Origin of the sequence: Ferrimonas balearica DSM 9799 (assembly GCF_000148645.1) — a bacterium.
Classification (GTDB): domain Bacteria; phylum Pseudomonadota; class Gammaproteobacteria; order Enterobacterales; family Shewanellaceae; genus Ferrimonas; species Ferrimonas balearica.
In genome coordinates this window covers 1065590-1092586 of record NC_014541.1, presented here as the reverse complement: position 1 = coordinate 1092586, position 26997 = coordinate 1065590, and the positions used below count along the sequence as shown (strand labels likewise).

Genomic DNA, 26997 nt, shown 5'->3' with positions numbered 1-26997 from the left:
ACCGTGACCCAACTGCACTCCACCATCAATGTTCATGACGGTGCCTTCCGGCTGCGCCATGACGCCATGGCCGAGCTGGTCGCAGACCTCAAGACCAAGCTCGATGCCATTCTGCCCGGCGGCAGTGAAACCGCCCGGACACGCCACACCAGCCGGGGCAAACTGCTGCCCCGTGAGCGGGTTGAGCAGCTGCTCGATGTGGGCGCCCCCTTCCTCGAGATCGGCCAGATGGCCGCGTTCGAATGCTACGAAGACGACGTGCCCGCCGCCGGGGTGATTGCCGGCATTGGCCGGGTCAGCGGCGTTGAGTGCATGATCATCGCCAATGACGCCACCGTGAAGGGCGGCACCTACTACCCGCTGACGGTGAAAAAGCACCTGCGGGCCCAGGAGATCGCCCGTCGTTGTCACCTGCCCTGCATCTACCTGGTGGATTCCGGCGGCGCCTTCCTGCCGCGTCAGGATGAGGTGTTCCCGGACCGGGACCACTTTGGTCGCATCTTCTTTAACCAGGCCCAGATGTCCGCCGAAGGGATCCCGCAGATCGCCGTGGTGATGGGCCTCTGCACCGCCGGGGGCGCCTACGTGCCCGCCATGGCCGATGAGTCCATCATGGTCAAGGAGCAGGCCAGCATCTTCCTGGCTGGCCCGCCGCTGGTCAAAGCCGCCACCGGCGAAGAGATCAGCGCCGAAGACCTTGGCGGCGGCCGGGTTCACACCGAGATCTCCGGGGTGGCTGACCACCTCGCAGACAACGACCAGCACGCCCTGCAACTGGCCCGTCAGGCCGTCACCCGCCTGAATCACCAGAAAGCCAACCCGGTGGCCCGGGCCGAGGTGAAAGCACCACGCTTCGATGCCCGCGAGCTGTACGGCATCGTCGGCACCAACCTGAAGCAGCCCTTCGAGGTGCGGGAAGTGATCGCCCGCCTGGTGGACGACTCCGATTTTGATGAGTTTAAGGCCCGCTTCGGCAGCACCCTGGTGTGCGGCTTTGCCCGCCTGCACGGTTACCCCATCGGCATCCTGGCCAACAACGGCATCCTGTTCTCCGAGTCCGCCCAGAAGGGCGCCCACTTTATCGAGCTGTGCTGCCAGCGCGGCATTCCGCTGCTGTTCCTGCAGAACATCACCGGTTTTATGGTGGGGCAGAAGTACGAACATGAAGGGATCGCCAAACACGGCGCCAAGCTGGTGACCGCCGTCTCCTGTGCCACGGTGCCAAAGTTCACGGTAGTGATTGGCGGCAGTTACGGTGCCGGTAACTACGGCATGTGTGGCCGCGCGTTTGACCCCACCATGATGTGGAGCTGGCCCAACACCCGCATCTCGGTGATGGGGGGCGAGCAGGCCGGGAACGTGCTGGCCCAGGTCAAAGCCGACCAGCTAGCCAAGAAGGGGATTGAGTGGCCGCAGGCCGAACAGGACGCCTTTAAAGCCCCCATCGTCGAGCAGTATGAGCGCCAGGGTCACCCCTATTACGCCAGCGCCCGACTCTGGGATGACGGCATTATCGACCCGGCCCAAACCCGCGATGTGGTGGGCCTGGCTCTGTCAGCGGCGATGAACGCCCCGGCCACCCCCACCCGCTTTGGCGTGTTCAGGATGTAAACCATGGCCTACCAATACATTGAACTGACTCAGCAGGGCCGCCTGGCCCGGCTGACCCTGAACCGGCCGGATAAGCACAACGCCTTTAACGCCGAGACCATCGCCGAGCTGCTGGATGCCCTGGCCAGCGTCGCCGCTGACGACGCGCTGAGCCTGCTGGTACTGGACGCCAACGGCAAACACTTCTGCGCCGGTGCTGATCTGGGCTGGATGCAGGCCCAGGCCGCCATGAACGCCGACGCCAACCTGGCCGATGCCCGCCAGCTGGCGCTGTTGATGCAGCGGCTCGATCAACTGCCGATTCCGGTGGTGGCACTGGTACAGGGCGCCGCCTTTGGCGGGGCACTGGGCCTGATCGCCTGCGCCGACATCGTGGTGGCACAGCCCAACAGCCTGTTCTGCCTCTCCGAGGTGAAACTGGGTTTGATCCCCTCCGCCATCAGCCCCTACGTCAGCCGCGCCATCGGCCTGCGCCAGATGCGCCGTTATGCCCTGACCGCAGAGCGCTTTGATGGCCAGCGCGCCCACGCACTGGGGCTGGTGCACGAACTGGCGGACACCCCCGCCGATGCCGCCCAGCCGTTGATTGACGCCCTGCTCAGCAATGGCCCCCAGGCGCTGCGTGCCTGCAAATCGCTGCTGGCCCATGTGGCCGACGCCCCCATCGATGACACCCTGAGCGAAGAGACCGCCCGCCGCATCGCGGAAGTACGGGTCAGCCCGGAGGGCCAGGAGGGCCTGCAGGCCTTCTTCGACAAACGCTCCCCCCAATGGCAGGAGGCCGAATGAACATTAAGAAAGTGCTGATCGCCAACCGAGGCGAGATCGCCTGCCGGGTCATCGACACGTGTCGTCGCCTGGGCATCGCCACTGTAGCGGTGTACTCCGACGCCGACCGTCACGCCCGCCATGTGGCCCTGGCGGATGAGGCGTTTCGCCTTGGCCCGGCAGAAGCCCGCCTCTCCTATCTGGATACCGAGCGCCTGCTGGCGGTGGCCAAAGCCAGCGCCACCGACGCCATTCACCCGGGTTACGGCTTTCTGTCGGAAAACCCCGACTTTGCCCAGGCCTGCGCCGACGCGGGCATCGCCTTTATCGGTCCCCGCGCCGACGCCATCGCCAAGATGGGTTCCAAAAGCGCCGCCAAGGCGATCATGGCCAAAGCGGGCGTACCAATGCTGCCAGGCTACCACGGCGACGACCAGAGCGACCAAAGGCTGACCGAAGAAGCCAACAAGATTGGCTACCCGCTGCTGGTGAAAGCCGCCTTCGGTGGCGGTGGTAAAGGGATGCGCATCGTCGAGAAAGCGGAGCAACTGGGCGCTGCCCTGGCCACCGCCCGACGGGAAGCCCAAAGCGCCTTTGGCAATGACCAACTGCTGCTGGAGCGCTACCTGACCGCGCCACGCCACGTTGAGGTGCAGGTGTTTGCGGACGACCACGGCAATGTGGTGTACCTGTCCGACCGGGATTGCTCCATCCAGCGTCGCCACCAGAAGGTGGTGGAAGAAGCGCCGGCACCGGGCCTCTCTGATGCCCTGCGGGCGGAGATGGGGGAAGCCTCGGTCAAAGCCGCTCAGGCCATCAACTACCTGGGTGCGGGCACCGTCGAATACCTGCTGGATGAGCAGGGCCGTTTCTACTTTATGGAGATGAACACCCGCCTGCAGGTGGAGCACCCGGTGACTGAGCTGGTGACCGGCCAGGACCTGGTGGCCTGGCAGTTGGCGGTAGCTGCCGGTGAACCGCTGCCGCTGCGTCAGGAGCAGATCAAAGTGCAGGGCCACGCGGTCGAAGTGCGCCTCTACGCGGAAGATCCCCAGCGGGACTTCCTGCCGGCCACCGGCACCCTGGCACGCCTACGCTGGCCCGAAGGGGATGGGGTGCGGGTCGACACCGGGGTGATCGAGGGCGACGCGATTACCGCCTACTACGACCCGATGATCGCCAAGCTGATCAGCTTTGGCGATGACCGCCTGATGGCGATCCGCCGCATGGTTCAGGCCCTCGGCCAATGTGAGCTGGCGGGCATCACCACCAACCTGCCGTTCCTGCACCGCATCACCGACCACCCGGCCTTTGCTGCGGCGGATCTGCACACCGGCTTTATCGAACAACACAGCGACGCCCTGCTGGCACCGAGCCAGGACGCCTGGCCTGCCGCCTGGGCCGTGGCTTTGGCGCTGCTGCAGCAGGGTGATAGCGGCGATGTGCCGCTGGGTTGGCGCCTCAACGCCCCGGCCCGGGCCCAGCTGCTGCTCGAAGATGAACACGGCGAACACTACCCCATCCTGCTGACCGCCGCCGACCATGGCTGGACCACCGAGCACAACGGCGACACCGTGCAGCTGGCTCAGGTGCCCTGCCGCAACCGCCTGCGCCTGGAACTTAACGGCCACCTGAAATCCTGGCCCTGCCACCGTGACGAGCAGGGAATCACCGTATTGCTGCCCGGCGGCCCGCTGCGCTTCGCCCAGGTCACCCATCAGGGTGAACAGAGCCAGGGCGATGCCGATCAAGCCCTGCAAGCACCGATGAACGGCACCCTGGTGGCCAATCTGGTCAACGTGGGGGATGCGGTCAGCGCCGGTCAGGCCCTGGTGGTGATGGAAGCGATGAAGATGGAGTACACCATCAGCGCGCCGTTTGACGGCACCGTCACCGCCCTGCCCTTTGCCGAAGGCGCTCAGGTGGCCGATGGTACGGCGCTGGTGGCCCTGGAGGCTGAAGCATGAGGCCACGGGAAGTCAAAATCGTCGAAGTGGGCCCCCGTGACGGCCTGCAGAACGAAGCGGCAGTGACCCTGGAGGATCGGATTGCGCTGGTTAACGCGCTCTCCGCCACTGGCCTGAAACAGATTGAGGCGGGCAGCTTTGTCTCCCCCAAGTGGGTGCCGCAGATGGCCGGTTCCGACACGCTGTTTGAGCGCATTGAACGCCGCCCCGGCGTAACCTACTCCGCCCTGACCCCCAACCTGCGCGGCTTTGAAGCCGCCGAGGCGGCGGGGGCTCAGGAGGTGGCGGTGTTCGGTGCGGCCTCCGAAGCGTTCAGCCAGAAGAACATCAACTGCTCAGTGGCCGAATCCCTGGCCCGGTTTGAGCCGGTGATGGTGGCCGCGGAAGAGGCCGATATCCGGGTGCGCGGCTACGTCTCCTGCGTCCTGGGCTGCCCCTACGAAGGGGCCGTGGCACCGGCCAAGGTGGCGGAGGTGGCACACGCGCTGTACGCCATGGGCTGTCACGAGATCTCCCTGGGCGACACCATCGGCATCGGCACCCCGGATAAGGCGGTGGCGATGCTGGAAGCGGTGGCGGCGCGGGTGCCGATGAACGCCCTGGCCCTGCATTTTCACGATACCTATGGTCAGGCGCTGGCCAATGTGGCGGCCTGCCTGGAGCTGGGCGTCAGCACCATCGACAGCGCAGTGGCCGGTCTCGGCGGTTGCCCCTATGCGGCGGGCGCCAGTGGCAACCTGGCCACGGAGGATCTGGTTTACCTGCTCAATGGCCTCGGGATCCGCCACGGCGTGGAGCTTGACGCCCTGGTGTTGGCGGGCAATCAGATCAGCCAACGGCTGGGCCGCCCCAATGGCTCCAAAGTGGCACAGGCCCTCACCGGCCGGTGTCAGACCCAATCAGCAAGCGGAGAGTAAGGATGTCTGGATTCGATAAAGTGGTCGGCAGCTACGAAGAAGCGCTGGCCGAACTGAGCGATGGCATGACCATCATTGCCGGCGGCTTTGGCCTGTGCGGCATTCCCGAAGGGTTGATTGGCCAGATTAAGAAGATGGGCACCCGCGGTTTGACCGTGGTGTCCAACAACGCCGGGGTGGACGGCTTCGGTCTCGGGCTGCTGCTGGAAGACCGCCAGATCAAGAAGATGATCGCCTCCTACGTGGGCGAGAACGCGCTGTTTGAACAGCAGCTGCTGTCCGGTGAACTGGAGGTGGAACTGACCCCTCAGGGCACCCTGGCGGAGAAGATGCGCGCCGGCGGCGCCGGTATCCCGGCGTTCTTTACCGCCACCGGTTACGGCACCCCGGTCGGCGAGGGCAAAGAGGTGCGCGAGTTTGATGGCCGGCCCTACATTCTGGAGCGCTCCATCACCGGTGACTTTGCCATCGTTAAGGGCTGGAAAGCGGACCGCTATGGCAACGTCATCTACCGCCACACCGCCCAGAACTTCAACCCGATGGCCGCCACTGCGGGCAAGATCACCGTGGTGGAGGTGGAAGAGATTGTCGAACCCGGCGAGCTGGACCCCAGCCAGATCCACACCCCTGGCATCTACGTGAATCGGGTGATCCAGGGCCAATTTGAAAAACGGATTGAACAGCGCACAGTGCGCCCGGCGTAACGAATAAGGAGAGCAACATGGCACTCAGTCGAGAACAGCTGGCCATGCGGGTGGCGCAGGAGCTGCAGGACGGTTACTACGTCAACCTTGGCATCGGCATCCCCACTTTAGTGGCCAACTACGTGCCCGAGGGCATGGAGGTGATGCTGCAATCGGAAAACGGCTTGCTGGGCATGGGCCCCTTCCCCACCGAGGACGCGGTGGACGCCGACATGATCAACGCTGGCAAGCAGACCGTCACCGCCATCACCGGCGCGTCCATCTTCAACTCAGCGGAATCCTTCGCCATGATCCGCGGCGGTCACGTTGACCTGACCGTACTGGGCGCTTTCGAGGTGGATGTGCACGGCAACATCGCCTCCTGGATGATCCCGGGCAAACTGGTAAAGGGAATGGGTGGCGCCATGGACCTGGTGGCCGGAGCCGACAACATCATTGTCACCATGACCCACGCCGACAAACACGGTAATTCCAAGCTGCTGCCCCAATGCACCCTGCCGCTGACCGGCGCCGGCTGCATCAACAAGGTGGTGACCGACCTTGCCTACATCGAGATCCGTGACGGCCGGTTCCACCTGGTGGAGCGCGCCCCCGGTGTCAGCGTCGAGGAGATCGTCGCCAAAACCGGTGGCGAACTGGTGGTACCGGAGCACGTGCCAGAGATGCAGTTCACCAACGGCTGACCCCCACAGCAATGGCACCTTCGGGTGCCATTGCAAATTCCGGCTCACTCCAATGCGTCCCCCCGCCATTTCCCCCTGGCATCAAAACCGCTAATTTAACCGAATGTTACGTGCCCTTATCCCAGCCCTGTTACTGCTGCTGAGCGGCTGCACCGCCCTGGTGGAGCAGCATTTGAGCAAGCCCGTCCCGGTCCTGGGCGATTATATCGAGTTCAAATCCAGCACCGATTCCTTTTTCCGGGTTGAACAGTGGTGCCAGGAGACACAGTGCCTGCCCCTGTTGCACTGGCCGATGCTGCTCAGCGATGGCGAACGACTGCCCCAAATCACCATGAGCCTGAACGGAGCATCACAGATTCTGTCGATGCCGGAGCCTCGTGCCGACGCCCCCAAAGCGCTGCTGATTGGCGGCCATAGCACCGACCTGATGGCATCAGGCTTCTACGCCATGTGGCTGACTTCGTTAGGATTTGACTGCACCGCGCTGGCGGGCCCCAGCCAGTCCGACCCTTTTGATTTTGGCCTGACGAATGCCCGGTTGGCGGCACAGTGGCTGGCGTCTCAACCGGCGACAGAACAGCCAACCCTGGTGGTCAGTATCTCAATGGGGGTGATCCCGGCGGTAGAGCTGATTCGTCACAGTGACCGCCCCACCCGATTGCTGGCCATCGCCCCCATGGGTGACTTTGCCACGGCCACCGCCAGCAGCGTGGGGTACGTTCCGGTGCCCTGGTATGCCCACCTGGTGCCCACCGCTTCGCTTCGCGAGGCGGCACAAAATCTGGCGGAGCAGAGTGGGCACAGCGGAATCAATGGGCAAACGTGGTTACACCGCAGCCCCGCTCCCTATTTTGCCCTCTACAGCGACCGTGACCCCCTGGCCCCCGCCCCGGCTGAACCGGCGAGCAACGAGCGGGTGCTGTCCGGTCTGCACCATCTCGAGCTCGCCTTAGGGCCCTTGATCAAGGTACAGCGGGCGGCTGAGCCCTTTCTGAAACAGCACTTCGGGCTCGACATAGCCCACGAACCCCCGTCGGCCTCCGCCTCTCCCTGATGCAGCGCGCCTCGCAATTTTGTGATCCCGCGCGCGCTCGCAGCGCGCCCGGCTCCCCATAATGGTCGGTTCCCCCTGTTGTTTTGAGGCCATCATGAACCGCTTGCTCGACCGCTTTCTGCGTTACGTCACCTTCGATACCCAGTCCGACGCCAACAGCCAGGATTGCCCCAGCACCCCGAGTCAGATGGTGCTGGCCAAAGCCCTCTATGAGGAGCTGACCGCCATGGAGCTGAGCGACGTCCACCTCGATAAGCGCGGCTACCTGATGGCCACCCTGCCCGCCAATACCGATAAGCCGGTGCCGGCCATCGGCTTTATTGCCCATCTGGATACCGCCCCGGACGCCAGCGGTCGGGATGTGCGTCCCCAGGTGATCCCCAACTACGATGGTCACGCCGTGGTATTGGGCAGCCAGGGCGATCGCCTGGACCCGGAGCAGTACCCGGCTCTCAAGGCGCTGCAGGGACAAACCCTGATCACCACCGATGGCCGCACCCTGCTGGGTGCAGACAATAAGGCGGGGGTGGCCGAGATCCTGACCGCCATCGCCACCCTGCAGGCCAACCCGGAGATTGAACATGGCCCCATCCGCATCGGTTTTACCCCGGATGAGGAGATTGGTCGGGGGGCTGATCACTTTGATCTGGACCGTTTCGATGCCCAATGGGCCTACACCGTCGACGGCGGCCCGGTGGGCGAGCTGGAGTATGAAAACTTCAACGCCGCGAGCGCCCGCATCATCATCACCGGCAATTCGGTCCACCCGGGCAGCGCCAAGGGCAAACTGGTTAACGCGCTGACGCTGGCGACTCAGTTCCACGCCCAGATGCCCACCGACCAGACTCCGGAAACCACCGAGGGCTATCAGGGCTTCTTCCATCTGGTGGCGATCAACGGCGGCACCGCTGAGGCCAGCCTGCACTACATCGTCCGCGATTTTGAAGAGGCCGGTCTGGCCGGGCGTCGCCAGTTGCTGGAACAGCTGGTGGCGAAGCTGGAAGCCCAGGGTCATCCCTGCCGACTGGAGTGGGAGGCGGGTTACCGCAATATGAAAACTCAGGTGGAGCCCCACGCGCACATTATCGAGCTGGCCCGTGAGGCGATGGTGGATTGCGATGTGCAGCCCATCATCAAGCCGATCCGCGGCGGCACCGACGGCGCCGTGCTGTCCCACAAGGGCCTGCCCTGCCCCAATATCTTTACCGGCGGTGATAACTTCCACGGCAAGCATGAGTACATCACGCTGGAGGGGATGGAAAAGGCGGTGAAGGTGATTGTCCGCTTGTGCCAGCTGACGGCACAGCGTTACGGCTGATACACCAAACCATTGGGCCCCGCAGTGCGGGGCCCAATGTCGTTATTGCCGGTTAAAAACGGTAATCCACTAAGAAATTGAGAAAGGCATCGGACTGGCTTTGCCGGGGTTCACCTGCCCGGAAGCTGTCAAAGCGCGTGGTGGCGTAGATCCCCTCCACCGTCAGCCCCAGTCCAAATCCGAAACGGTACTCCAGTGCCAGGTTGGCTCCGTAGATCTCGCCATCACTGCGGATGCGCCGCTCCGTCACGACATCGCCCTCTTTATGATGCCAGTGGCCATCCACCTTCCCCACACGATAGTAGGGACCGCCATAGAGCAACCAGCCCCGCTCTGGACGGTAGCCGAAGATCCAGGCCAGGTCATAGAGTGCCAGATCCGCATTCCAGGCGGTCTCTCTCGGAAGCCCACACCAGTAGTGACAACTGACCGCATCTTCGCTGTCGGACAGCTCCACCGCCAGACTCAGCGCTTGTGACCAGTTACCCGCTTCCGATTGCTCGGCGCGCTGGCCGCGAAACTGCCACTTGGCGGCGTAGCGCATGGCATTATCCACCATCGCGACACTGAACTCGGCGCCATGCCCCAGACTCAGGCCGACCCGCCCCAACGGATAAAGGCTATTGCCTCCAGAATCCCGATTTTCCTCCAGCGCCATCGTCTCGCTGGCGGCTATCCCCAGCGCCAGGTTGGGACGAAATGACCGGCTATCCACTTCCGGACGATCCATACGGTAGTGCTGTGGGGTGACGGTCACCACCGTGGTGCAGGCGTTCAACAACAGCATCAATACACCGATTAATCCGAGCTTTTTACACATTCTCGCCATCCTTAGCTCAACCATTTCAATGTGTCGCCTGAGTATGCCGAGCCCCATTCATCAACACCACCACGTACCGCTCATTTCCTTTCTCCATAGAGAAGTGTCATCACAGCTTGGCGTAAGGCGGCGCCTGAAACGGCCGGCCCTCACGCGTCTGCCCATTTATCCAGGCGGAATCAGTCGAACAGCAATGCCTGCCCCTCTTTTCTCCCCGGTCTGCCCGAAAACGGTTCCATCCCTAACGGTTTTGGCTTTTTCTGGTCGCCCTTTTTCTCTAGACCAAACCGGGTGCCATATCGGTGCCAGCATCGCTCAGCAAGGAGAGAATGATGTGGCGATTTGGATGGATGATGGTATGCGGCCTGATGCTGACCGGATGTGCCACCACCGTCTCATTTACCCCTCAGCACTTCCGCATGGATCGCCCCGAAGTGGACGCCCGCCCGTTACGCCCCAATATCGGCCTCGGCCAGGTCAACCAGCGGGAGGTGCCGCTGCAGAACGAGGTGGTGCTCAAGGAGCGGGAAAGCGACCTCCTGGGCCGAATCGGGTTGAGCCTGGGCCATGGTATCGAGTTCGGGGTCGCCGCCGCCGGCCAGGCAACCCGATACAGCCTCAAATACCAGTTTGCCGGGCAATATGCGGAGTTCTCCGACGTCGGCAACTGGTCTCAGGCCATCAGTCTGGCCACGGAGCGGTTTGACAGTGATGAGTCAACGTACTGCGCCTTTTGCAGTGACGGCGAATCCGACCTCTGGCGCGCCAAACTGGCGCTCTATGATCTGGCCTGGATCATCGGCTACCGCCCCCGCGCTGGCAGGTTAGTCTATGGTGGCCCCTACTACCGGTTTGGTGAGGCCCGGGGATTATGGCAAGGCTACCCGGAGGCCCCGACATTGAGCCAAACGATGGAGGCCGACGGGCAAATCTGGGGCGCCAACCTGGCAACGGAATACCGATTTCAGGCGAGTCTTGGCTTTACCCTGGAACTGGTTTACGCCAACACCCGGTTTGACGGCCACTTGCCCCACCAATCCACGCAAAACCACAGCGAAACCTTTCTCAACATGGTGGTGGACTTCCGCTACTGATGGAAACATGAGCATAAAAAAACCGCCTCAATGGGCGGTTTTCTGTTTGAGTTCAATCTCAGTCCCAGACCAACTCACGGAAGTGGGTACGGCACATCGACACATAACTGTCGTTACCGCCAATCTGCACCTGATCACCATCACGCACCGGGTTACCCTCGGCGTCCATCCGCACCACCATATTGGCTTTGCGACCGCAGTGGCAGATGGTCTTCAGCTCCACCAGCTTGTCGGCCCAGGCCAGCAGATACTGGGCACCCTCAAACAGTTCGCCCTGGAAGTCGGTACGCAGACCGTAGCAGAGCACCGGAATGTCGAGGTTGTCGACCACATGGGTCAATTGCTGCACCTGCAGTTTGGTCAGGAACTGGCTCTCATCCACCAGGATGCAGTGCACCGCTCCTTTGGCCACTTCGGTTTTGATCAGCTCAATCAGGTTGTCTTCACTGCGGTAGATCAGCGCTTCTGACTCCAGGCCAATGCGGGAGGTGATCTTGCCCACGCCATAGCGGTCATCCAAGCCGGCAGTCAGCACCAACGGCACCATGCCGCGTTCACGATAGTTGTACGCGGATTGCAGCAAAGAGGTGGATTTACCGGCGTTCATCGCCGAGTAGTAGAAATAGAGCTGTGCCAAGTGAAGACCCCCGAAAAACGTTCGCGCCAGTTTATAAAAAACCGGCGGTGAGAACCACCGCCGGTTGGGCTGAACGCTTAGGCCTGTGACGCGCTCGGCATCGCGATGGTGCGGTCACAGTAGCTGCGCATCACCAGTACCCAGACCGTCAGGGCCACTGCACTCACCAGGAAGCCGGCGATGGCGGAGTGGGTGATGCCAATGGCCAGGTAACCCAGGCCGGCAATCAGTGCGGCAGACACCGCGTAGGGCAACTGGGTCGACACGTGGTCGATATGGTGACAACCCGCCCCGGTGCCAGACAGTACGGTGGTGTCGGAGATCGGCGAGCAGTGGTCACCGAACACCGCACCCGCCAGTACCGCGGCCATCAGCGGCAGCAGCATGGCCATCTCGGAGGCGATGGCGATATCTGCGGCGATGGGCAGCATGATGGCGAAGGTGCCCCAGCTGGTACCGGTGGCAAAGGCGGTCACCCCGGAGAGCAGGAAGATCAGCACCGGCAGACACCACATTGGCATGGTGGTTTGCACCAGGGAGGCCAGGTAGGTGCCGGTACCCAGATCGCGGATCACGCCCGCGATGGTCCAGGCGAACAGCAGGATGTATACCGCCGGCAGCATCGACTTGGCGCCGCTGATCAGCGCCTTGCTGATCATGGCCGGAGTCAGCTTCTGGTAGAACGCGGTGGCCAAAGCCACCACCAGGCTCACCAGCGCGGCGTAGAACAGCGCAATGGTGGTGTCGGTATTTTCCAGAGCCGCCATTACGGTGAACGGCTCATCGCCCAGGTTGGCAGCGCCGGTGGCCAGCATAAAGTAAACGGAGGACGCGACCAGTGCCAGGATCGGCAGCAGCAGGCCCCAAATGGAACCGTTATCCGCTTCCGGCAGGTCCAGATCGGCGCCCGGCGGCAGGCCCTTGCTGTCATCCCACAGCTCACCGGTTTCGGTGGCGCGCTGCGCGGCCTTGGCCATCGGCCCGATCTGCAGGTTGAACACGATAACGCACGCCAGCAATGCCAGAGCGGTAAGGGCGTACAGGTTCATCGGGATCATCTGCAGGAACGCGTTCAGGGCGCTGAATTCGGTGATTTCGCGGGCAGCAAACACGGTACCAATCAAACCAACGATGTAGGCACCCCAGGAGGAGATCGGCGCCATCACGCACACCGGCGCAGCGGTGGAGTCCACCCCGTAGGCCAGCTCTTCGCGGGAGATCTTGTGGTCATCCGCCACCGGCTTGGCCACGGAGCCCACGGCCAGGGTGTTGAAGTAGTCATCGATAAAGATGATGAAGCCCAGCATCATGGTCATCAGGCGGGCATCACGGCGGGTTTTCACCCGTTGACGGGCCCAGCGGGCAAAGGCTTTGGCAGCGCCGGTCACGTTGATCACGGCGATGGTCATACCCAGTACGAACAGGAAGCCGATCAGCGGGACGTTCCAGGATTCCAGAGCGCCATCGTCGATCACCAGGCCAATGGCCCGGTCGGCGATATCAGAGAGGGTCGCCATCGGCGCGAAGCCGTTGTACATCAGGGCACCCAGCAGGATACCCACACCCAGTGAAAGCAGAACCCGGCGGGTGATTACCGCCATCAGAATGGCCACTACCGGCGGCAGCAGCGCGAACGCCGTATTGGCGAATTGCATGGAAACCATCTTTATTGTCGTCGTTATGAGATGGAGGCAACTGACACGGCAATAGATACCGCGGGGGGATATGAGAAGTGATCCACCGTCCTTTCAGTAGCGCTCCATAGTAAACCCACTGCTGTCGTCCTGACAGAGATTACTATGGCAGTGTCGGACCTATTCGATACGACCCCAGCACGACGGGATGACGCCCTTCGCACTTCGGCACCGACTCCTTTTGTCCGGGATAAACGGGAATCACCCTACTCCGGAGGACTGATAGGCGGTGCGCCTCTACCTTACTTAGGCAGTTGCATTGCCCGAATGAGCAACACAACGGCGGCATTCTAACCACAACGGCATACCGTCGCGCCAGAGAATGCCACCAGATTGTGATCCAGCTCACAGAGTGGGCCGGCGTGTTCGCTTAGGCCAGCTGTGCGGTCAGCTGCGGCAGAACCTCAAACAGGTCCGCCTCGAGACCGTAATCGGCCACCTGGAAGATCGGGGCTTCCGGGTCCTTGTTGATCGCGACGATCACCTTGGAGTCCTTCATCCCGGCCAGGTGCTGAATGGCACCAGAGATCCCCACTGCCACATACAGCTCCGGCGCAACGATCTTACCGGTTTGACCCACCTGGTAATCGTTCGGCACAAAGCCCGCATCCACAGCGGCGCGGGATGCGCCCACAGCGCCACCCAGGGTGTCCGCCAGCGCTTCGATCAGAGCGAAGTTCTCGCCACTGCCAACGCCACGACCACCGGAAACCACCACGCGGGCGGCACCCAGCTCCGGACGCTCGGATTCAATGCGCTCCAGACCCACAAACTGAGTCAGACCGGTATCGGCACCGCCGCTGGCCGCCACAACCGGTGCAGCCGCCTGCTCGCCCACCGCATCAAACGCGGCGGTACGGATGGTCATCACCTTGATGGCATCCAGCGACTGTACGGTGGCCATCGCGTTACCCGCGTAGATGGGACGGATAAAGGTGTCCGCAGACTCCACCGCCACTACGTCGGACAACATCGACACGTCCAGCAGCGCAGCCGCGCGGGGCAGCGCATCCTTACCCTGAGCCGACGCGGCGGCCAGGATGTGGCTGTAGTCACGACCCAGGCTGACGATCAGGTCCGCCAGGTTTTCCGCCAGACCGTGTTCGAAACGGGCATCGTCCGCCACCAGCACCTGGGTAACCCCAGCCAGCGCTGCACCGGCCTGAGCCGCATCCGCAACCTGATGACCCGCCACCAGCAGGTGCACATCACCGCCGATGGCCTGAGCCGCATGAACCACCTTGGCGGTGTCCGCCTTGAGCTGGCCATCCAGCTCTGCAATTACCAGAATCGCCATTACACCACCTTCGCTTCGTTTTTCAGCTTGTCCACGAGCTCTTCCACTGAGCCCACCATCACACCGGCCTGACGCTCACTCGGGGCCGCCACTTTCAGCACCTTCTGGTGCTCGCCCAGCGCCACACCCAGGTCATCAACGCTGACCACCTCAAGCGGTTTGCGCTTGGCTTTCATGATATTCGGCAGGGAGGCGTAGCGCGGCTCATTGAGGCGCAGGTCAGCGGTGATCACCGCCGGCAGCTTCAGGCTGACGGTTTGCAGGCCGCCATCAATTTCACGCACCACCTGAACGCCACCATCGACAACACTCACTTCGGAGGCGAAAGTGGCTTGGCCCGCACCCATCAGCGCCGCCAGCATCTGGCCGGTCTGATTGTTGTCACCGTCGATGGACTGCTTACCCAGCAGCACCAGCTCCGGCTGCTCCTTCTGCACGATGGCATTCAGCAGCTTGGCCACAGACAATGGAACCAGCTCCTGATCGGTTTCCACCTGAATCGCCCGGTCAGCACCCAGTGCCATCGCGGTACGCAACTGCTCCTGAGCCGCTTTCGGGCCGATGCAAACCACCACCACTTCGCTGGCTTTGCCTTGCTCCTTCAGTCGAACCGCTTCTTCTACCGCGATCTCACAGAAGGGGTTGAGGGCCATCTTCAGGTTGGCCAGCTCCACAGCGGATTCATCCGCTTTGACGCGAACTTTTACATTAGCGTCGACCACCCGCTTAACGGGAACGAGAATCTTCATTGTCAGTCCTTATTGCGTACCGGCACAGTGCCGCAATCCTCGGGCCACTCTACTTTCTGTTAACGTAAACGTCAACATGGCGCTGCAACCCTTGCTTTATCGGCCTTATCCGGCTGCAACTCAATATATATCGGGGTCAAATTACCCCCCTATTGCCGCCTGTTGAATTTTGAACCGGGCCTGAATAAGACCGGGAGTATTAATTTGGAAACTTATTTGCAGCACAGTAATGAAAAACTCAGTAAAAAAATGCCCTTTCTTTTCTAAATGACACTATTATAATCAGGTAGTATTAATTGACCCTCCCTGTGTTCATCGAAAAGGTTTAAGCAATATGGCAGAGTTTCTTGAGATCCTGACCCACGGTCGTCGTCTGAAAGCGCAATTAAAGGGTCTGACCCTGGACGAACTGCAGGAAGTCATCGCCAAGATGCAGAAGATTGCAGAAGAGCGTGAAGAAGAGCTGGCCGCTGAAAATGCCGCCAATGCCGAGCGCATTGCTAAAATTGAAGCGATCCGTAAGCAACTGGCTGAAGATGGTATCAGCCTGGAAGAATTGAATGTGCTGACCGAAGCTGCGCCGCGTAAAAAGCGCGCGCCGCGTCCGCCCAAGTATGAAATCACCGTAGACGGTGAGCACATCACCTGGACCGGCCAGGGCCGCACCCCCAAGGCCATCAAAGAGAAGCTGGACGCCGGCCACTCTCTGGAAGAGTTCCTGATCAAGGGCTGATTGCTGCCCTGAGTTAAAACGGTCGCCTCGGCGGCCGTTTTTCGTTTTACCCAACGTTACATTTTATATGGCTCGTTTGTAACGTAACGGTTGCCAAGCTTACAGCCCACACCAGATAATGCCTCCCCTTACCTAACCAATAATTAGAACTGGGAGTACCACATGGTTGTGGAACGACATTGGGTATTGGGTGTCCTGACGGGACTGAGTGTTATCAGTTTCTCCGGATATGCCAATCAAACCCAGCCTGAATTAGGGATACGGGATAAAACCCCCAGCCTTACCGCACTGACCCACGCTCGAATTGTTACCGAACCTGGCAAGGTATTGGATAACGCCACAATCCTGATTGAAGACGGCATTATCCGCGCCGTTTCCCGACGCGTATCCATCCCCGATGGTGCCTATCAAGTCGATATGACCGGCTATACCCTGTATCCGGGCTTTATTGATCCCTACGCGGATTATGGTCTTGATTGGGAATACCCCGGCGCACCGGATGACGGCCCGATATATCAAATCGAACCCATTGGTGCCCGTCATTACAACAGTTCCGTTCACAGTGAGATGCGCTGGGCCGAACACTTTCAGCCCGACGACAGCGCCGGGCAATGGCGTAATAATGGGTTCACTGCGGTACAAAGCAGCATTCAGGATGGGGTGTTCCGCGGCCAGGCCGTCACCGTTTCTCTGGCCGATAAAGAGAACCACCCGCTGATCTATCGCAGCGACGGCGCCCACCAGATCAGTTTTGACCGGGGCAGCGGCTATCAGGAGTACCCGGCCTCCATCATGGGCTCAATGGCGCTGATTCGACAGACGCTTTCCGATGCCCGCTGGTATCAGGCCCAATCAGAAAAGGGACTCATCACCGAACTGGAACCCCAGCAAAGCCTCGCGCCACTGGCCAACCTGCCTGAGCAGCAGGTGGTGTTCACCAGTTACCATCCCGATGACACCCTCCGCGCCCTGCGCCTGCTGGGTGAGTTCGAGGTCAAGCCTGCGCTGCTGGGCACCGGTCTGGAGTTTGAACGCCTGGCTGATCTGAGCCGCTGGAATGCCACCCTGATTCTGCCTCTTAAACAGGCCGCCAAACCCAGTCTCGACAGCAGCGGTGATGCGCTGGACATCAGTCTGCGTCAGTTGCGCCACTGGGAACGCACCCCGGGCAACCCGGCCGCCGTTGCCGAAGCTGGCCTGCCCTTTGCGCTGACCCAATACGGCATTGAAGCGGACCAGTTCTGGCCGCGCCTGAAAACCGCCATCGAGCATGGCCTCAGCGCTGACGATGCACTGGCCGCCCTGACCACGGTGCCGGCCCGAATCACCGGCATTGCCGACCAGGCTGGCAAAATCGCGCCGGGTTACCGCGCCGATCTGGTAGTGGCCAAAGGCGATCTGTTTGCCGATGGCCAATTGCAGGCGCTCTATCTGCAGGGGCAATATCATCCGCTTGAGGTGGACCACACTCCGCCCTATCTCGGCCAGTTTGCCCTGACGCTGGACGACAATGAACTGAGCCTGCTGGTGGAGAATCAGGACGAGCTGAGCGCTTCCCTCTCCAGTGGCGAAGCCAGCCTTGAGCTGTTTGACGTTAACGTCAACCCATACCAGCTCAATGGTAAGGTTCGACTGGATGCCCTGGGCTACCCCGGCATCAGTGTGCTCAGCCTCTCGCCGTCCAGCGGCGGGCTGAATGGCACCCTGTTGCTGCCGGATGGCCAGCGCCAGGCTCTGGCCCTGACCAGCCAGAGCAAAGCAGAGAGTACCGCACAAGCGGATCCCGAATCCGACCGTCCGGAGTACGTCAGTCGCGTCACCCTGCCCAACCGGGCCTATGGTCTGGATGCCCTGCCCCAGGCTGAAAACCTTCATATTCAAAACGCCACGGTCTGGACCAGTGACGAGCGTGGCATCCTCACCGACACCGATGTGCTGGTGCGCGATGGCCGCATTCGTGAAGTGGGGAAAAACCTGGAGACGCCCCGCGGTTACCGGGTCATCGACGGCACCGGCAAACATCTGACCGCTGGCATCATCGACGAGCACTCCCACATCGCCCTGTATGGGGGCACCAACGAGGGGTCCGACGCCATCACCTCCGAGGTGCGCATCGGCGACATCCTCGACCCCAGCGACATCCACATCTACCGTGCCCTGGCCGGCGGCGTGACCACCGCCCAGCTGCTGCACGGCAGCGCCAACCCCATTGGCGGGCAAGCCCAGACCATTCAATTGCGTTGGGGCGAGAATGCCGAAGGGCTGAAGTTCGACGCTGCACCGCCCAGCATCAAGTTCGCACTGGGGGAGAACGTCAAGCAGTCCAACTGGGGCGATGACTACGTCACCCGCTACCCGCAATCCCGGATGGGGGTGGAGGCGCTGTATCGCGACGCCTTCCAGGCCGCCCGCGAGTATCGCGCTGCCCAGCAGCGTTATGACGACCTGAGCCGCAGTGCCCAACGCCGCACCCTGGCGCCGCGCCCGGATTATCGTCTGGATGCCCTGGCGGAGATTCTGGAGGAGAACCGCCATATCCACGTCCACTCCTACGTGCAGTCCGAAATCATCGCCCTGCTCGATCTGGCCAAAGAGATGGACTTCAAGGTGCAGACCTTCACCCACATCCTCGAAGGCTACAAAGTGGCACGGGAGATGGCGGCCGCCGGCACCACCGCATCCACCTTCTCCGACTGGTGGGCGTACAAGTTCGAGGTGTACGACGCCATTCCGCAAAACGCCTGCATCATGACCGAACAGGGGGTGAACACCAGCATCAACTCCGACAGCCGCGACCTGATCCGCAAACTGAATCAGGAAGCCGCCAAATCGGTGATGTACTGCGATATGAGCCCGGAGGAAGCGTGGAAGATGATCACCATCAACCCAGCCCAACAGCTCAAGATTGATCACCTAGTCGGCTCCATCGCCGAAGGCAAGCAGGCGGATCTGGTGCTGTGGAGTGGAAATCCGCTGTCGGTCTATGCCCGCGCCGAAACCACCTGGATTGCCGGCAAGCCCTACTTCGACCGCCAGCGCGACCTGGCCGAGCGCCGACGCCTCAGTGACGAGCGCCAGGCCCTGCTGCAGAAGCTGCTGGCCGACGATGCGCCCGCCGGCAGCGGTGACCTCGATGTCACCCCGGAGGAGACACCGGAGTGGCACTGCGACTCCGTCAGCCACTTTGTTAATGGCCGCCTGGTCATGCATCACCACTAAGGAGCCCGCAACATGCGATTTCTGACCCTATCGCTGGCCCTGCTGGCCAGCCTTATCCCGGCCCAGGCCCACGACCTGATCCCGGCCAAGGAGAGCGGTGTGGTGCTGTTTAAGGGCGCCACTCTGCACACCGTCAGCCAGGGTGTGCTGCCCCAGGGCGACCTGCTGATCGCCGACGGCGTTATCCAGGCGGTGGGCCCCACTCTGGACGCCCCGGCCGATGCCGAAGTGATTGACCTTTCGGGCCACCATCTCTACCCCGCCCTGATCGCACTGGACAGCCAGCTCGGTCTGCGCGAGATCGGCATGGTCCGCAGCACCGTGGACACCTACGAAGTGGGTGATCACAACCCGCAACTGCGTGCCAGTGTGGCCTTCAACCCGGACTCCGAGGTGATCCCGACGGTCCGCCGCAATGGCATCGGCTACGCCCAGTTGGTGCCGGAAGGTGACCTGCTGGCCGGTCGCTCCGCGCTGGTGGCACTGGATGGCTGGAACCTGCATGACAGCCTGGTACAGCAGGACACCGGCCTGCATCTGTACTGGCCCCGTGCCGACCTGCCCCAGGGGGATGTCGAAGAGCGCAAAGCCACTCAGCAGCAGCGCGAGGCGCGACTGGATGAGCTCTACCAAAGCGTTGAAGCCGCCCAACGCTACCACCAGGCCCAGGATGGCAGCCTGCCAGTGGACACCCGCTGGGAAGCGATGCGTCCCCTGTTCGAAGGCCAGCTGACCCTGTTTATCCACGCCAATGACGCCCGCCAGATTGAGCAGGCACTGGATCTGGTTGAGCAATATGGATTCCCGGCGGTTATCGTGGGGGGCTACGACGCCGTGCACGTTGCCGAGCGACTGGTGGCCATGGAGGTGCCGGTGATCTACACCCACGCCAACGGCCTGCCCCGTCGTATCGACGAACCCTACGACCACGCCTTCGCCCTGCCGGGCCTGATGCACGATAAGGGCATCACCCTGGCGCTGGCCTGGACCGGCAGCTGGGACAGCCGCAACCTGGCCTTTGCCGCCGGACAGGCGGTGGCCTACGGCCTGCCCGCCGAGGTGGCGCTCAGTGCCATCACCGAGGTGCCGGCCCGCCTGCTTGGGGTGGAAGGGATGGGCACCCTGGCGGTGGGCCAGCGTGCCAGCCTGGTGATCAGTGACGGCGACCTGCTCGATATGGGCCAGGGCAACGTCACCGGCCTCTACCTGGAGGGGCGCGCCGTCGACCTCGACAACCGCCACCAGCGCCTCTACCAAAAGTACCGTCAACGCTAACAAAAGCTTGATACAATCGGGGCATACCTTGGTCACTCAACTGAGCCTATGCCCCGTTATCTCCTCTCCCTTTCGGTTACTGCCCTGCTGTTAACCGGCTGCGCTGGCGATTACGCCATCAACTCCAACCTCAGTCGCGACAATTTTGAGCAGTATTTTGCCCCCAGCCAGGTGGCCCTGCTCAGTGCCGACACCCCCATCGGCAATGCCACCGTATTGGGCCTGGTGGAGGGGATAAGCTGCCAAAGCGACAACCGCGATGTGCCGGCCAATGACGCCGACGCCCGCACCGATATGCGTCTGCAAGCGGGCAAGCTTGGGGCCGATGCGGTTCGCCTGCACCAGTGCCTGGCGCTGGAGGAGCAACCCGGCTGTGTTGCCGCCCGGGCCTGTTATGGCCAGGCCATCAAGCAGGGCAATGTCGATGAGTGAGGGTCACCTGCTGAGCCCGGTGGCGCTCTGCCAATCCCCCTATCGCCAAAAATTTGCCATTCCGCGCCAGCCTAACCTGGTGCCGGCGGCCATCGGTCGCCTGCTGTTGCAGGGGGAGTGCAACCGGGCGGAGATCCTCAAAGGGCTGGAGCAGTTCTCCCACCTGTGGCTGATCTGGGGCTTCCATGAAAACCAGGCCCAGGGCTGGAAACCGATGGTGCGGCCGCCCCGGCTGGGCGGCAATACCCGACTGGGCGTCTTCGCCACCCGCGCCACCTTCCGCCCCAACGGTCTGGGGCTCTCGGTGGTGCGACTGCACGGTATCGGCCAGCAGGGCAAACAACACTATCTCGAGGTGTCCGGCATCGACCTGCTGGATGGCACGCCCATCTACGACATCAAGCCCTATATCCCCTACTCCGACGCCCACCCGGACGCCCAGGGCGGTTACGCTCAGGAGCCCCCGGCGCAGATGACCATGACGGTGCAGCCCCAGGCGGAAGCGCAGTTGGCGGAAGCGGAGCGTCAGCAACCCGGCTTTACCGAGCTGGCCCGGCAGGTATTGGCCCAGGACCCGCGCCCTGCCTACCAGCAGGCGGAACCGGAACGGGTCTACGGCGTGCAACTGTATGACTGGGACCTGCGCTGGCAGGTTAAGGATGAGGTGAACAGCGTCTGTGCCGTGGTGCGGTTGTGATGGCATTAGCTCCTGAGGATTACCGGGCCCAGCACCAGCGCCGCCTGGCCTGGATGCCCTGGCTCTATTACCGGCTCAAACCCAAGCACCGGGCCTGGGCGGAGCCCTGGCAGGCGGAGATTCAGGCCCGATTGGCGGCACTGGAAACCGTCACCATTGAGCCGGACTGCTTTATCGCGCCGGATCTGGCCCTGTTCGCCGAACCGGGCCGGCCGGTCTACATCGGTCGGCAGACCATGATCGCCGCAGGCTGCTTTCTCCACGGCCCCATCCATATCGAGGGTGAGGTCAGCATCAACCACGGTTGCAGCCTGGACGGGGGCCGCGCCGGCATCCGCATCGGCGAGCAGACCCGCATCGCCCATGGCGTCACCATCTACGCCTTTAACCACGGCATGGCACTGGATAAGCCGCTGTACCAACAGGCGGTGAGCTCCAAAGGGGTGACCATCGGTAAGGATGTGTGGATTGGTGCCCGGGCGGGCATTGTGGATGGGGTCAGCATCGGCGATCACGCCATTATCGGCATGGGAGCCGTGGTCACCCGGGATGTTCCGGCCTACGCCAAGGTGGCGGGCAGTCCAGCGCGGATTATTGGCGACCGCCGCGACGATTAAGCCGGGCTGCCGGGGGCCAGTTGCAGGTGCACCTGGCCGCCATAGCTGATCACCCGGTTTCGTCCCTCGGCCTTGGCCCGGTACAACGCCTGATCCGCCAGCTCCACCAGATGCTCCGCCTGCTGCTCTACCGCAGGCACCAGCGTCGCCACACCGATGCTGACGGTCACCACCCCGGTCTCGCCACCACATTCATGGCGAATCCCCAGCTCCGCCACCGCATCACACAGTGCCTGAGCCAGTAAGGGCACATTGTCTGACGTCTCGGGCAGCAGGATGGCAAACTCCTCCCCCCCATATCGCGCCACCAGATCCCGGGGCCGGTGTAAACGCTCCCGCAGGGTGGCAGCGATGCACCGCAACGCTTTATCCCCGGCACGATGGCCATAGTTGTCGTTGAAGGACTTAAAGTAATCCACGTCCACCAGCATCAGGGTTAATGGCCGTCCACTGCGCCGGCCGGCGTCCCACTCCGAACTGAGCCACTGGTCGAACTGGCGGCGGTTGCCCACCTCGGTCAGGCTGTCGGTCAGGGTCAGTTGAATCAGTTTGCGATTGGCTTCGTCCAACTCCTCGGTGCGACGCTCCACCAAGGCGGCAATGGCCAGGTTACGCTGACGCATCTGGTACACCATGCTGGTCAGAATCAGGATAAGGATTGGGCCACCCAATCCCACCATCCAAGGCAACAACGAGCGCTGGTCACGGAAAAATGTGGGTTGGGGACGGGCCTGAAGACGCCACTGGCGTCCCGCAACATCGGGCAGGGGCTGGTCATAACTCCAGTCGGCCATACTGTCATCAAAGCCCCCCACCGTCGCCAGCGCCGCACCATCGGCAGTGTCATCAAACAAACGAAAATCGATGCGACTGTGGGCCCGGTTAAAAAACACCGCCTGCACCAGTTTCTCTATCTGAAACACCCCCAGCACAAACCCCATCAGATTCGCCCGCCGATTGGCCAGGGTGCCGGGCAAGCCACGGTATACCGGCAGCATCACCAGAGTGGCAGTGCGCTCCTGGCCACCCTGAACCCGATGGATGGGCTCCGACGCCAGTAACCGCCCGCGGTCTCGTGCGGCCATCAGCGTCTTCAGGCGAATCGGTTCTGAGCCAAGGTCAAAACCAAAGACGCGCTCATTGCCGGAAAATGGCTCGACATAGTACACCGGGTAATACATCAGCCTGGGACGGGCCTCGACCATCACACCGTGCTGCCGTTCACTGAAGCTGAAGCCCGGGTAACGTTTACGCCACATCGCCTCCATCCCGGCGCGTTGGGACTGGGGCACCGCAGGCACCCACTCCAGCGCCTGAATCTCGCGATGGCGCGACAGCATCCCCTCAGCCACCCGGGCAAACTCTTCCGGACTGACGTTTTCTGAGCCCTCAAACAACACCCCGAGTTGGTTCAGGGTGTCGTACAGGGAGCTGAGGTGCCAGCGCAGCATCTGCGCCTGATTGTCAGCGCTGTGGCGGAACTCCTCCTCCAGCAGCGACTGTTCCGATTGGGCGATGCGGTGCGCCGCCCAGAACGAAAGGGCGCAGCCGAGCGCGGCGATGATCAACAGGGAGACAGAACGGTGCACAACTATCCTTAGCCTTGGAACATCCATGTCATGGGTCTCAGAGTAGGAGACGGCGTTGCAGAACGCCATACTGTCGGCCCCGATAGGTGATTCAGGGCGATAGACTTGTCCCATTGAATTGATAAAATACTCGGCTACTTTTCTGCAGTTGGATCCCACAACAATGCGTACCAGCCAAACCCTGATCTCCACCATGAAGGAGACCCCCTCCGACGCGGAAATCGTCAGCCATCAGCTGATGATGCGCGCCGGTATGATCCGTAAACTTGCTGCCGGTCTGTACACCTGGCTGCCAAGCGGTCTGCGCGTGCTGCGCAAAGTGGAAAATATCGTTCGCGAAGAGATGAACCGGGCCGGTGCCGTAGAAACCCTGATGCCGGTGGTTCAGCCGGCTGACCTGTGGCAGGAAACCGGCCGCTGGGACGACATGGGTGCCGAAATGGCGCGCCTGAAAGACCGTCACGACCGCGACTTCGTTCTGGGCCCGACCCACGAAGAGGTGATCACCGATCTGGTTCGCAACGAGATCAAATCCTACAAGCAGCTGCCGATCAATCTGTACCAGATCCAGACCAAGTTCCGCGACGAGCGTCGTCCGCGCTTTGGTGTCATGCGTGCCCGTGAGTTCCTGATGAAGGACGCCTACTCCTTCCATCTGGATCAGGAAACCATGGATGAGACCTACCAGGCGATGTACGACGCCTACTGTCGCATCCTCGAGCGCATGGGCCTGGCCTACCGTCCGGTACTGGCCGACACCGGCGCCATCGGCGGCAGCCACAGCCACGAGTTCCAGGTACTGGCTCAGAGCGGTGAAGACGCCATCGCTTACAGCACCGAAAGCGACTACGCCGCCAACATCGAAAAAGCGGAAGCGCTGGCTCTGGGTGAGCGCGGTGAAGCCACCCAGGAGATGACTCTGGTGGACACCCCGAACGCCAAAACCATCGCTGAGCTGGTGGCGCAGTTTGACCTGGCCATCGAGAAGACCGTTAAGACCCTGATCGTTAAAGCCGTCGAAGGCGCTGAGCACGAGCTGGTGGCCCTGATGGTGCGCGGTGACCACGAGCTGAACGAAGTCAAAGCGGAGAAACTGCCGCTGGTGGCTGCCCCGCTGACCTTCGCCAGCGAAGAAGAGATCCGTGCCGCCATCGGCGCTGGCCCGGGCTCCCTGGGTCCGGTTAACCTGCCGATCCCGGTTATCGTTGACCGCTCTGTCGCCACCCTGAACGACTTTGGCGCCGGCGCCAACATCGACGGTAAGCACTACTTTGGCATCAACTGGGAGCGCGACGTGGCGCTGCCGGAAGTGGCCGACCTGCGTAACGTGGTGGAAGGTGACCTGAGCCCCTGTGGCAATGGCACCCTGAAGATCGCCCGTGGCATCGAAGTGGGCCACATCTTCCAGCTGGGCACCAAGTACTCCGAGTCCATGAACGCCACCGTACTGGACCCGAACGGCAAAGCCACCCCGCTGATCATGGGTTGCTACGGCGTGGGCGTGTCCCGCATCGTGGCCGCTGCCATTGAGCAGAACCACGACGATCGCGGCATCATCTGGCCGGACGCCATCGCCCCCTACCAGGTGGCCATCCTGCCGATGAACATGCACAAGTCCCACCGCGTGGCCGAGCTGGCTGAGAAGCTGTACGCCGAACTGACCGCAGCGGGCATTGAAGTGCTGTTCGATGACCGTAAAGAGCGCCCCGGCGTGATGTTTGCCGACCACGAACTGATCGGCATCCCGCACACCATCGTGATTGGCGACCGTGGCATCGACGACGGCAACGTGGAATACAAGGTCCGCAAGACCGGCGAGAAATCCGAACTGGCCATCGACCAGGTGGTGGAGTTCTTCAAGGGCAAATTCGCCTGAACGGCGCGTTTCCCCCGCTAACGACTGACCAGGGCTTCGGCCCTGGTTTTTTTTATGCCGTTCCACCTGGCCAAAAAAACGCCTAGAATTTCGTTATCAGGGAGTGAGTTAGCGGGAAACGATGGCATCAAAGCACAACCAGTACGGGTTACAACTGAGCGGTGGCGGTGGCCGTGCGGCCTATCAGGTTGGGGTGCTTAAGGCGATCGCCAGTTTCTATCCCCGCAACCATGGCCTGCCCTTTCCGATTCTGTGCGGCACCTCTGCCGGGGCCATCAATGCCGCCACCCTGGCCTGCTTTGCCAGCTGCTTCCACCTTGGGGTGCGTAAGCTGGAGTGGGTCTGGGAAAACTTCTCCACCCACCAGGTCTACCGCGCTGACAGCCTCGGCATGGCCAAACACTTTGGTCACCTCGCCCTGGGCCGGCGCCTGGCCGGACGCCCTCCGAGCCTGTTTGATAACCGGCCGCTGCGCGCCCTGCTGGAACGCGTCCTGCCGCTGGAGCGGCTGGACCGGCACATTCAGGGTGGCTATCTGCGGGCCATCACCCTATCCGTCAGCCGCTACCACGACCCCTGCTCGGTGAACTTCTATCAGGGCGACCCCAGCCTGCTGCCCTGGCAACGCTTTCGCCGGCGCGGCGAGCCCACCCAGCTCAGCATTGATCACCTGATGGCCTCCAGCGCCATCCCCCTGATCTTTCCCTCGGTGCGCCTGGGGGATGACCACTACGGCGATGGTTCGGTATTGCAGCTCTCGCCGCTGAGCCCCCCGATTCACCTTGGCGCCAGCCGCCTGCTGGTGGTCAACCTCGACAGCCCACACGGACGCCAGACCATGGCTCAACGCCACCGGGCCCCGGCCACCAGTGAGATTGCCGGGCATCTGTTGGATACCGTGTTCTCCGATACCCTCAACTCCGACCTGGAGCGTCTGGAACGGATCAACCGGTCGCTGTCGCTGATCCCACCGGACCAGCGACAGAGCCAGCCGCTCAAGCCGATTGAAACTCTGGTGATTAAGCCCTCGCGGGACCTGGATGAGATCGCCCGGCGTCACTACCGGACGCTGCCGACGCCGGTACGGCTGCTGCTGCGCACCATCGGCGTTCAGAAGGACAGTGATTCGAGCCTGTTGAGCTACCTGATGTTTGAGGCGCCCTACTGCTGTGAACTGATTGAGTTGGGCTACCACGACGCGCTCGCCCGCAAGGGCGAGCTCAAGTACTTCTTCGACCTGTAGTGC

Annotated in this window: 23 protein-coding genes and 1 riboswitch; of the genes, 17 read left to right on the top strand and 6 right to left on the bottom strand. The window is 62.1% G+C overall.

What is annotated here, in order from left to right; all coding sequences use genetic code 11:
* Window positions 1-3 precede the first annotated feature (3 nt).
* The 8 genes from FBAL_RS05140 (at window position 4) to pepT (ending at window position 9022) form a co-directional block, all read left to right on the top strand.
* Window positions 4-1611: a carboxyl transferase domain-containing protein gene (locus FBAL_RS05140; protein WP_013344508.1), complete on the top strand. Its 1608-nt coding sequence runs from the start codon at window positions 4-6 to the stop codon at window positions 1609-1611.
* A 3-nt stretch (window positions 1612-1614) separates the two neighbouring features.
* The gene (locus FBAL_RS05135; RefSeq protein ID WP_013344507.1) at window positions 1615-2400 is read left to right on the top strand and encodes an enoyl-CoA hydratase-related protein; all 786 of its coding nucleotides are present in this window, start codon (window positions 1615-1617) and stop codon (window positions 2398-2400) included.
* Complete coding sequence (locus tag FBAL_RS05130; RefSeq protein ID WP_013344506.1) at window positions 2397-4346, top strand: acetyl/propionyl/methylcrotonyl-CoA carboxylase subunit alpha; 1950 nt, start codon at window positions 2397-2399, stop codon at window positions 4344-4346. Before FBAL_RS05135 ends, FBAL_RS05130 begins: the two co-directional genes overlap by 4 nt.
* Window positions 4343-5263 carry a hydroxymethylglutaryl-CoA lyase gene (locus FBAL_RS05125; protein WP_013344505.1) on the top strand — a complete coding sequence of 307 codons (921 nt, stop codon included), beginning with the start codon at window positions 4343-4345 and terminating at the stop codon, window positions 5261-5263. The genes FBAL_RS05130 and FBAL_RS05125 overlap by 4 nt, the downstream gene beginning before the upstream one ends.
* 2 nt (window positions 5264-5265) lie before the next feature.
* Window positions 5266-5967 (top strand): CoA transferase subunit A, encoded by a 702-nt coding sequence (locus FBAL_RS05120; RefSeq protein WP_013344504.1) that lies wholly within the window; start codon window positions 5266-5268, stop codon window positions 5965-5967.
* A gap of 17 nt (window positions 5968-5984) precedes the next feature.
* On the top strand, window positions 5985-6650 hold the full coding sequence (locus FBAL_RS05115; RefSeq protein WP_013344503.1) for a CoA transferase subunit B: 666 nt from the start codon (window positions 5985-5987) through the stop codon (window positions 6648-6650).
* A 103-nt stretch (window positions 6651-6753) separates the two neighbouring features.
* Entirely contained in the window at window positions 6754-7704 is a 951-nt protein-coding gene (locus FBAL_RS05110; protein ID WP_013344502.1) for a hypothetical protein, read from the top strand.
* 94 nt (window positions 7705-7798) lie between these two features.
* On the top strand, window positions 7799-9022 hold the full coding sequence (pepT, locus tag FBAL_RS05105; RefSeq protein ID WP_013344501.1) for a peptidase T: 1224 nt from the start codon (window positions 7799-7801) through the stop codon (window positions 9020-9022).
* A gap of 52 nt (window positions 9023-9074) precedes the next feature.
* On the opposite strand, the gene FBAL_RS05100 is transcribed toward pepT, so the two are convergent.
* Window positions 9075-9842, bottom strand: a complete 768-nt coding sequence (locus FBAL_RS05100; RefSeq protein ID WP_013344500.1) for a hypothetical protein — start codon at window positions 9840-9842, stop codon at window positions 9075-9077.
* 329 nt (window positions 9843-10171) lie between these two features.
* Here FBAL_RS05100 and FBAL_RS05095 point away from each other — a divergent pair, with 329 nt between their 5' ends.
* Window positions 10172-10936 carry a hypothetical protein gene (locus FBAL_RS05095; RefSeq protein ID WP_148226705.1) on the top strand — a complete coding sequence of 255 codons (765 nt, stop codon included), beginning with the start codon at window positions 10172-10174 and terminating at the stop codon, window positions 10934-10936.
* A 58-nt stretch (window positions 10937-10994) separates the two neighbouring features.
* On the opposite strand, the gene FBAL_RS05090 is transcribed toward FBAL_RS05095, so the two are convergent.
* From FBAL_RS05090 to FBAL_RS05075, 4 genes are all read right to left on the bottom strand, one after another.
* Complete coding sequence (locus tag FBAL_RS05090) at window positions 10995-11573, bottom strand: thymidine kinase (RefSeq protein WP_013344498.1); 579 nt, start codon at window positions 11571-11573, stop codon at window positions 10995-10997.
* A gap of 77 nt (window positions 11574-11650) precedes the next feature.
* The gene (locus tag FBAL_RS05085; RefSeq protein ID WP_013344497.1) at window positions 11651-13237 is read right to left on the bottom strand and encodes a Na+/H+ antiporter NhaC family protein; all 1587 of its coding nucleotides are present in this window, start codon (window positions 13235-13237) and stop codon (window positions 11651-11653) included.
* A gap of 80 nt (window positions 13238-13317) precedes the next feature.
* A riboswitch (Lysine riboswitch) is annotated at window positions 13318-13515 on the bottom strand.
* Window positions 13516-13637: 122 nt separating this feature from the next.
* On the bottom strand, window positions 13638-14564 hold the full coding sequence (locus tag FBAL_RS05080; protein ID WP_013344496.1) for an FAD-binding protein: 927 nt from the start codon (window positions 14562-14564) through the stop codon (window positions 13638-13640).
* A complete protein-coding gene (locus FBAL_RS05075; RefSeq protein ID WP_013344495.1) occupies window positions 14564-15313 on the bottom strand; it encodes an electron transfer flavoprotein subunit beta/FixA family protein in 750 nt (249 codons plus the stop codon). The genes FBAL_RS05080 and FBAL_RS05075 overlap by 1 nt, the downstream gene beginning before the upstream one ends.
* A gap of 334 nt (window positions 15314-15647) precedes the next feature.
* Between FBAL_RS05075 and FBAL_RS05070 the strand changes: the two genes are divergently transcribed.
* The 6 genes from FBAL_RS05070 (at window position 15648) to FBAL_RS05045 (ending at window position 22286) form a co-directional block, all read left to right on the top strand.
* Window positions 15648-16046: an H-NS histone family protein gene (locus FBAL_RS05070; protein WP_013344494.1), complete on the top strand. Its 399-nt coding sequence runs from the start codon at window positions 15648-15650 to the stop codon at window positions 16044-16046.
* 162 nt (window positions 16047-16208) lie between these two features.
* The gene (locus FBAL_RS05065) at window positions 16209-19265 is read left to right on the top strand and encodes an amidohydrolase family protein (RefSeq protein WP_013344493.1); all 3057 of its coding nucleotides are present in this window, start codon (window positions 16209-16211) and stop codon (window positions 19263-19265) included.
* Between the two features lie 12 nt (window positions 19266-19277).
* Window positions 19278-20540: an amidohydrolase family protein gene (locus FBAL_RS05060; RefSeq protein ID WP_013344492.1), complete on the top strand. Its 1263-nt coding sequence runs from the start codon at window positions 19278-19280 to the stop codon at window positions 20538-20540.
* A 48-nt stretch (window positions 20541-20588) separates the two neighbouring features.
* The gene (gene rcsF / locus FBAL_RS05055; protein ID WP_013344491.1) at window positions 20589-20972 is read left to right on the top strand and encodes an Rcs stress response system protein RcsF; all 384 of its coding nucleotides are present in this window, start codon (window positions 20589-20591) and stop codon (window positions 20970-20972) included.
* On the top strand, window positions 20959-21669 hold the full coding sequence (tsaA, locus tag FBAL_RS05050; protein ID WP_148226704.1) for a tRNA (N6-threonylcarbamoyladenosine(37)-N6)-methyltransferase TrmO: 711 nt from the start codon (window positions 20959-20961) through the stop codon (window positions 21667-21669). Before rcsF ends, tsaA begins: the two co-directional genes overlap by 14 nt.
* Window positions 21669-22286, top strand: a complete 618-nt coding sequence (locus tag FBAL_RS05045) for an acyltransferase (protein WP_013344489.1) — start codon at window positions 21669-21671, stop codon at window positions 22284-22286. Before tsaA ends, FBAL_RS05045 begins: the two co-directional genes overlap by 1 nt.
* On the opposite strand, the gene FBAL_RS05040 is transcribed toward FBAL_RS05045, so the two are convergent.
* Window positions 22283-23875, bottom strand: a complete 1593-nt coding sequence (locus tag FBAL_RS05040; RefSeq protein WP_013344488.1) for a CHASE domain-containing protein — start codon at window positions 23873-23875, stop codon at window positions 22283-22285. The two genes, FBAL_RS05045 and FBAL_RS05040, sit on opposite strands and share 4 nt — an antisense overlap.
* 163 nt (window positions 23876-24038) lie before the next feature.
* On the opposite strand from FBAL_RS05040, the gene FBAL_RS05035 reads away from it, so the two are divergent.
* Entirely contained in the window at window positions 24039-25751 is a 1713-nt protein-coding gene (locus FBAL_RS05035; RefSeq protein WP_013344487.1) for a proline--tRNA ligase, read from the top strand.
* 121 nt (window positions 25752-25872) lie between these two features.
* Window positions 25873-26994 (top strand): patatin-like phospholipase family protein, encoded by a 1122-nt coding sequence (locus tag FBAL_RS05030; RefSeq protein ID WP_013344486.1) that lies wholly within the window; start codon window positions 25873-25875, stop codon window positions 26992-26994.
* Window positions 26995-26997: the final 3 nt, after the last annotated feature.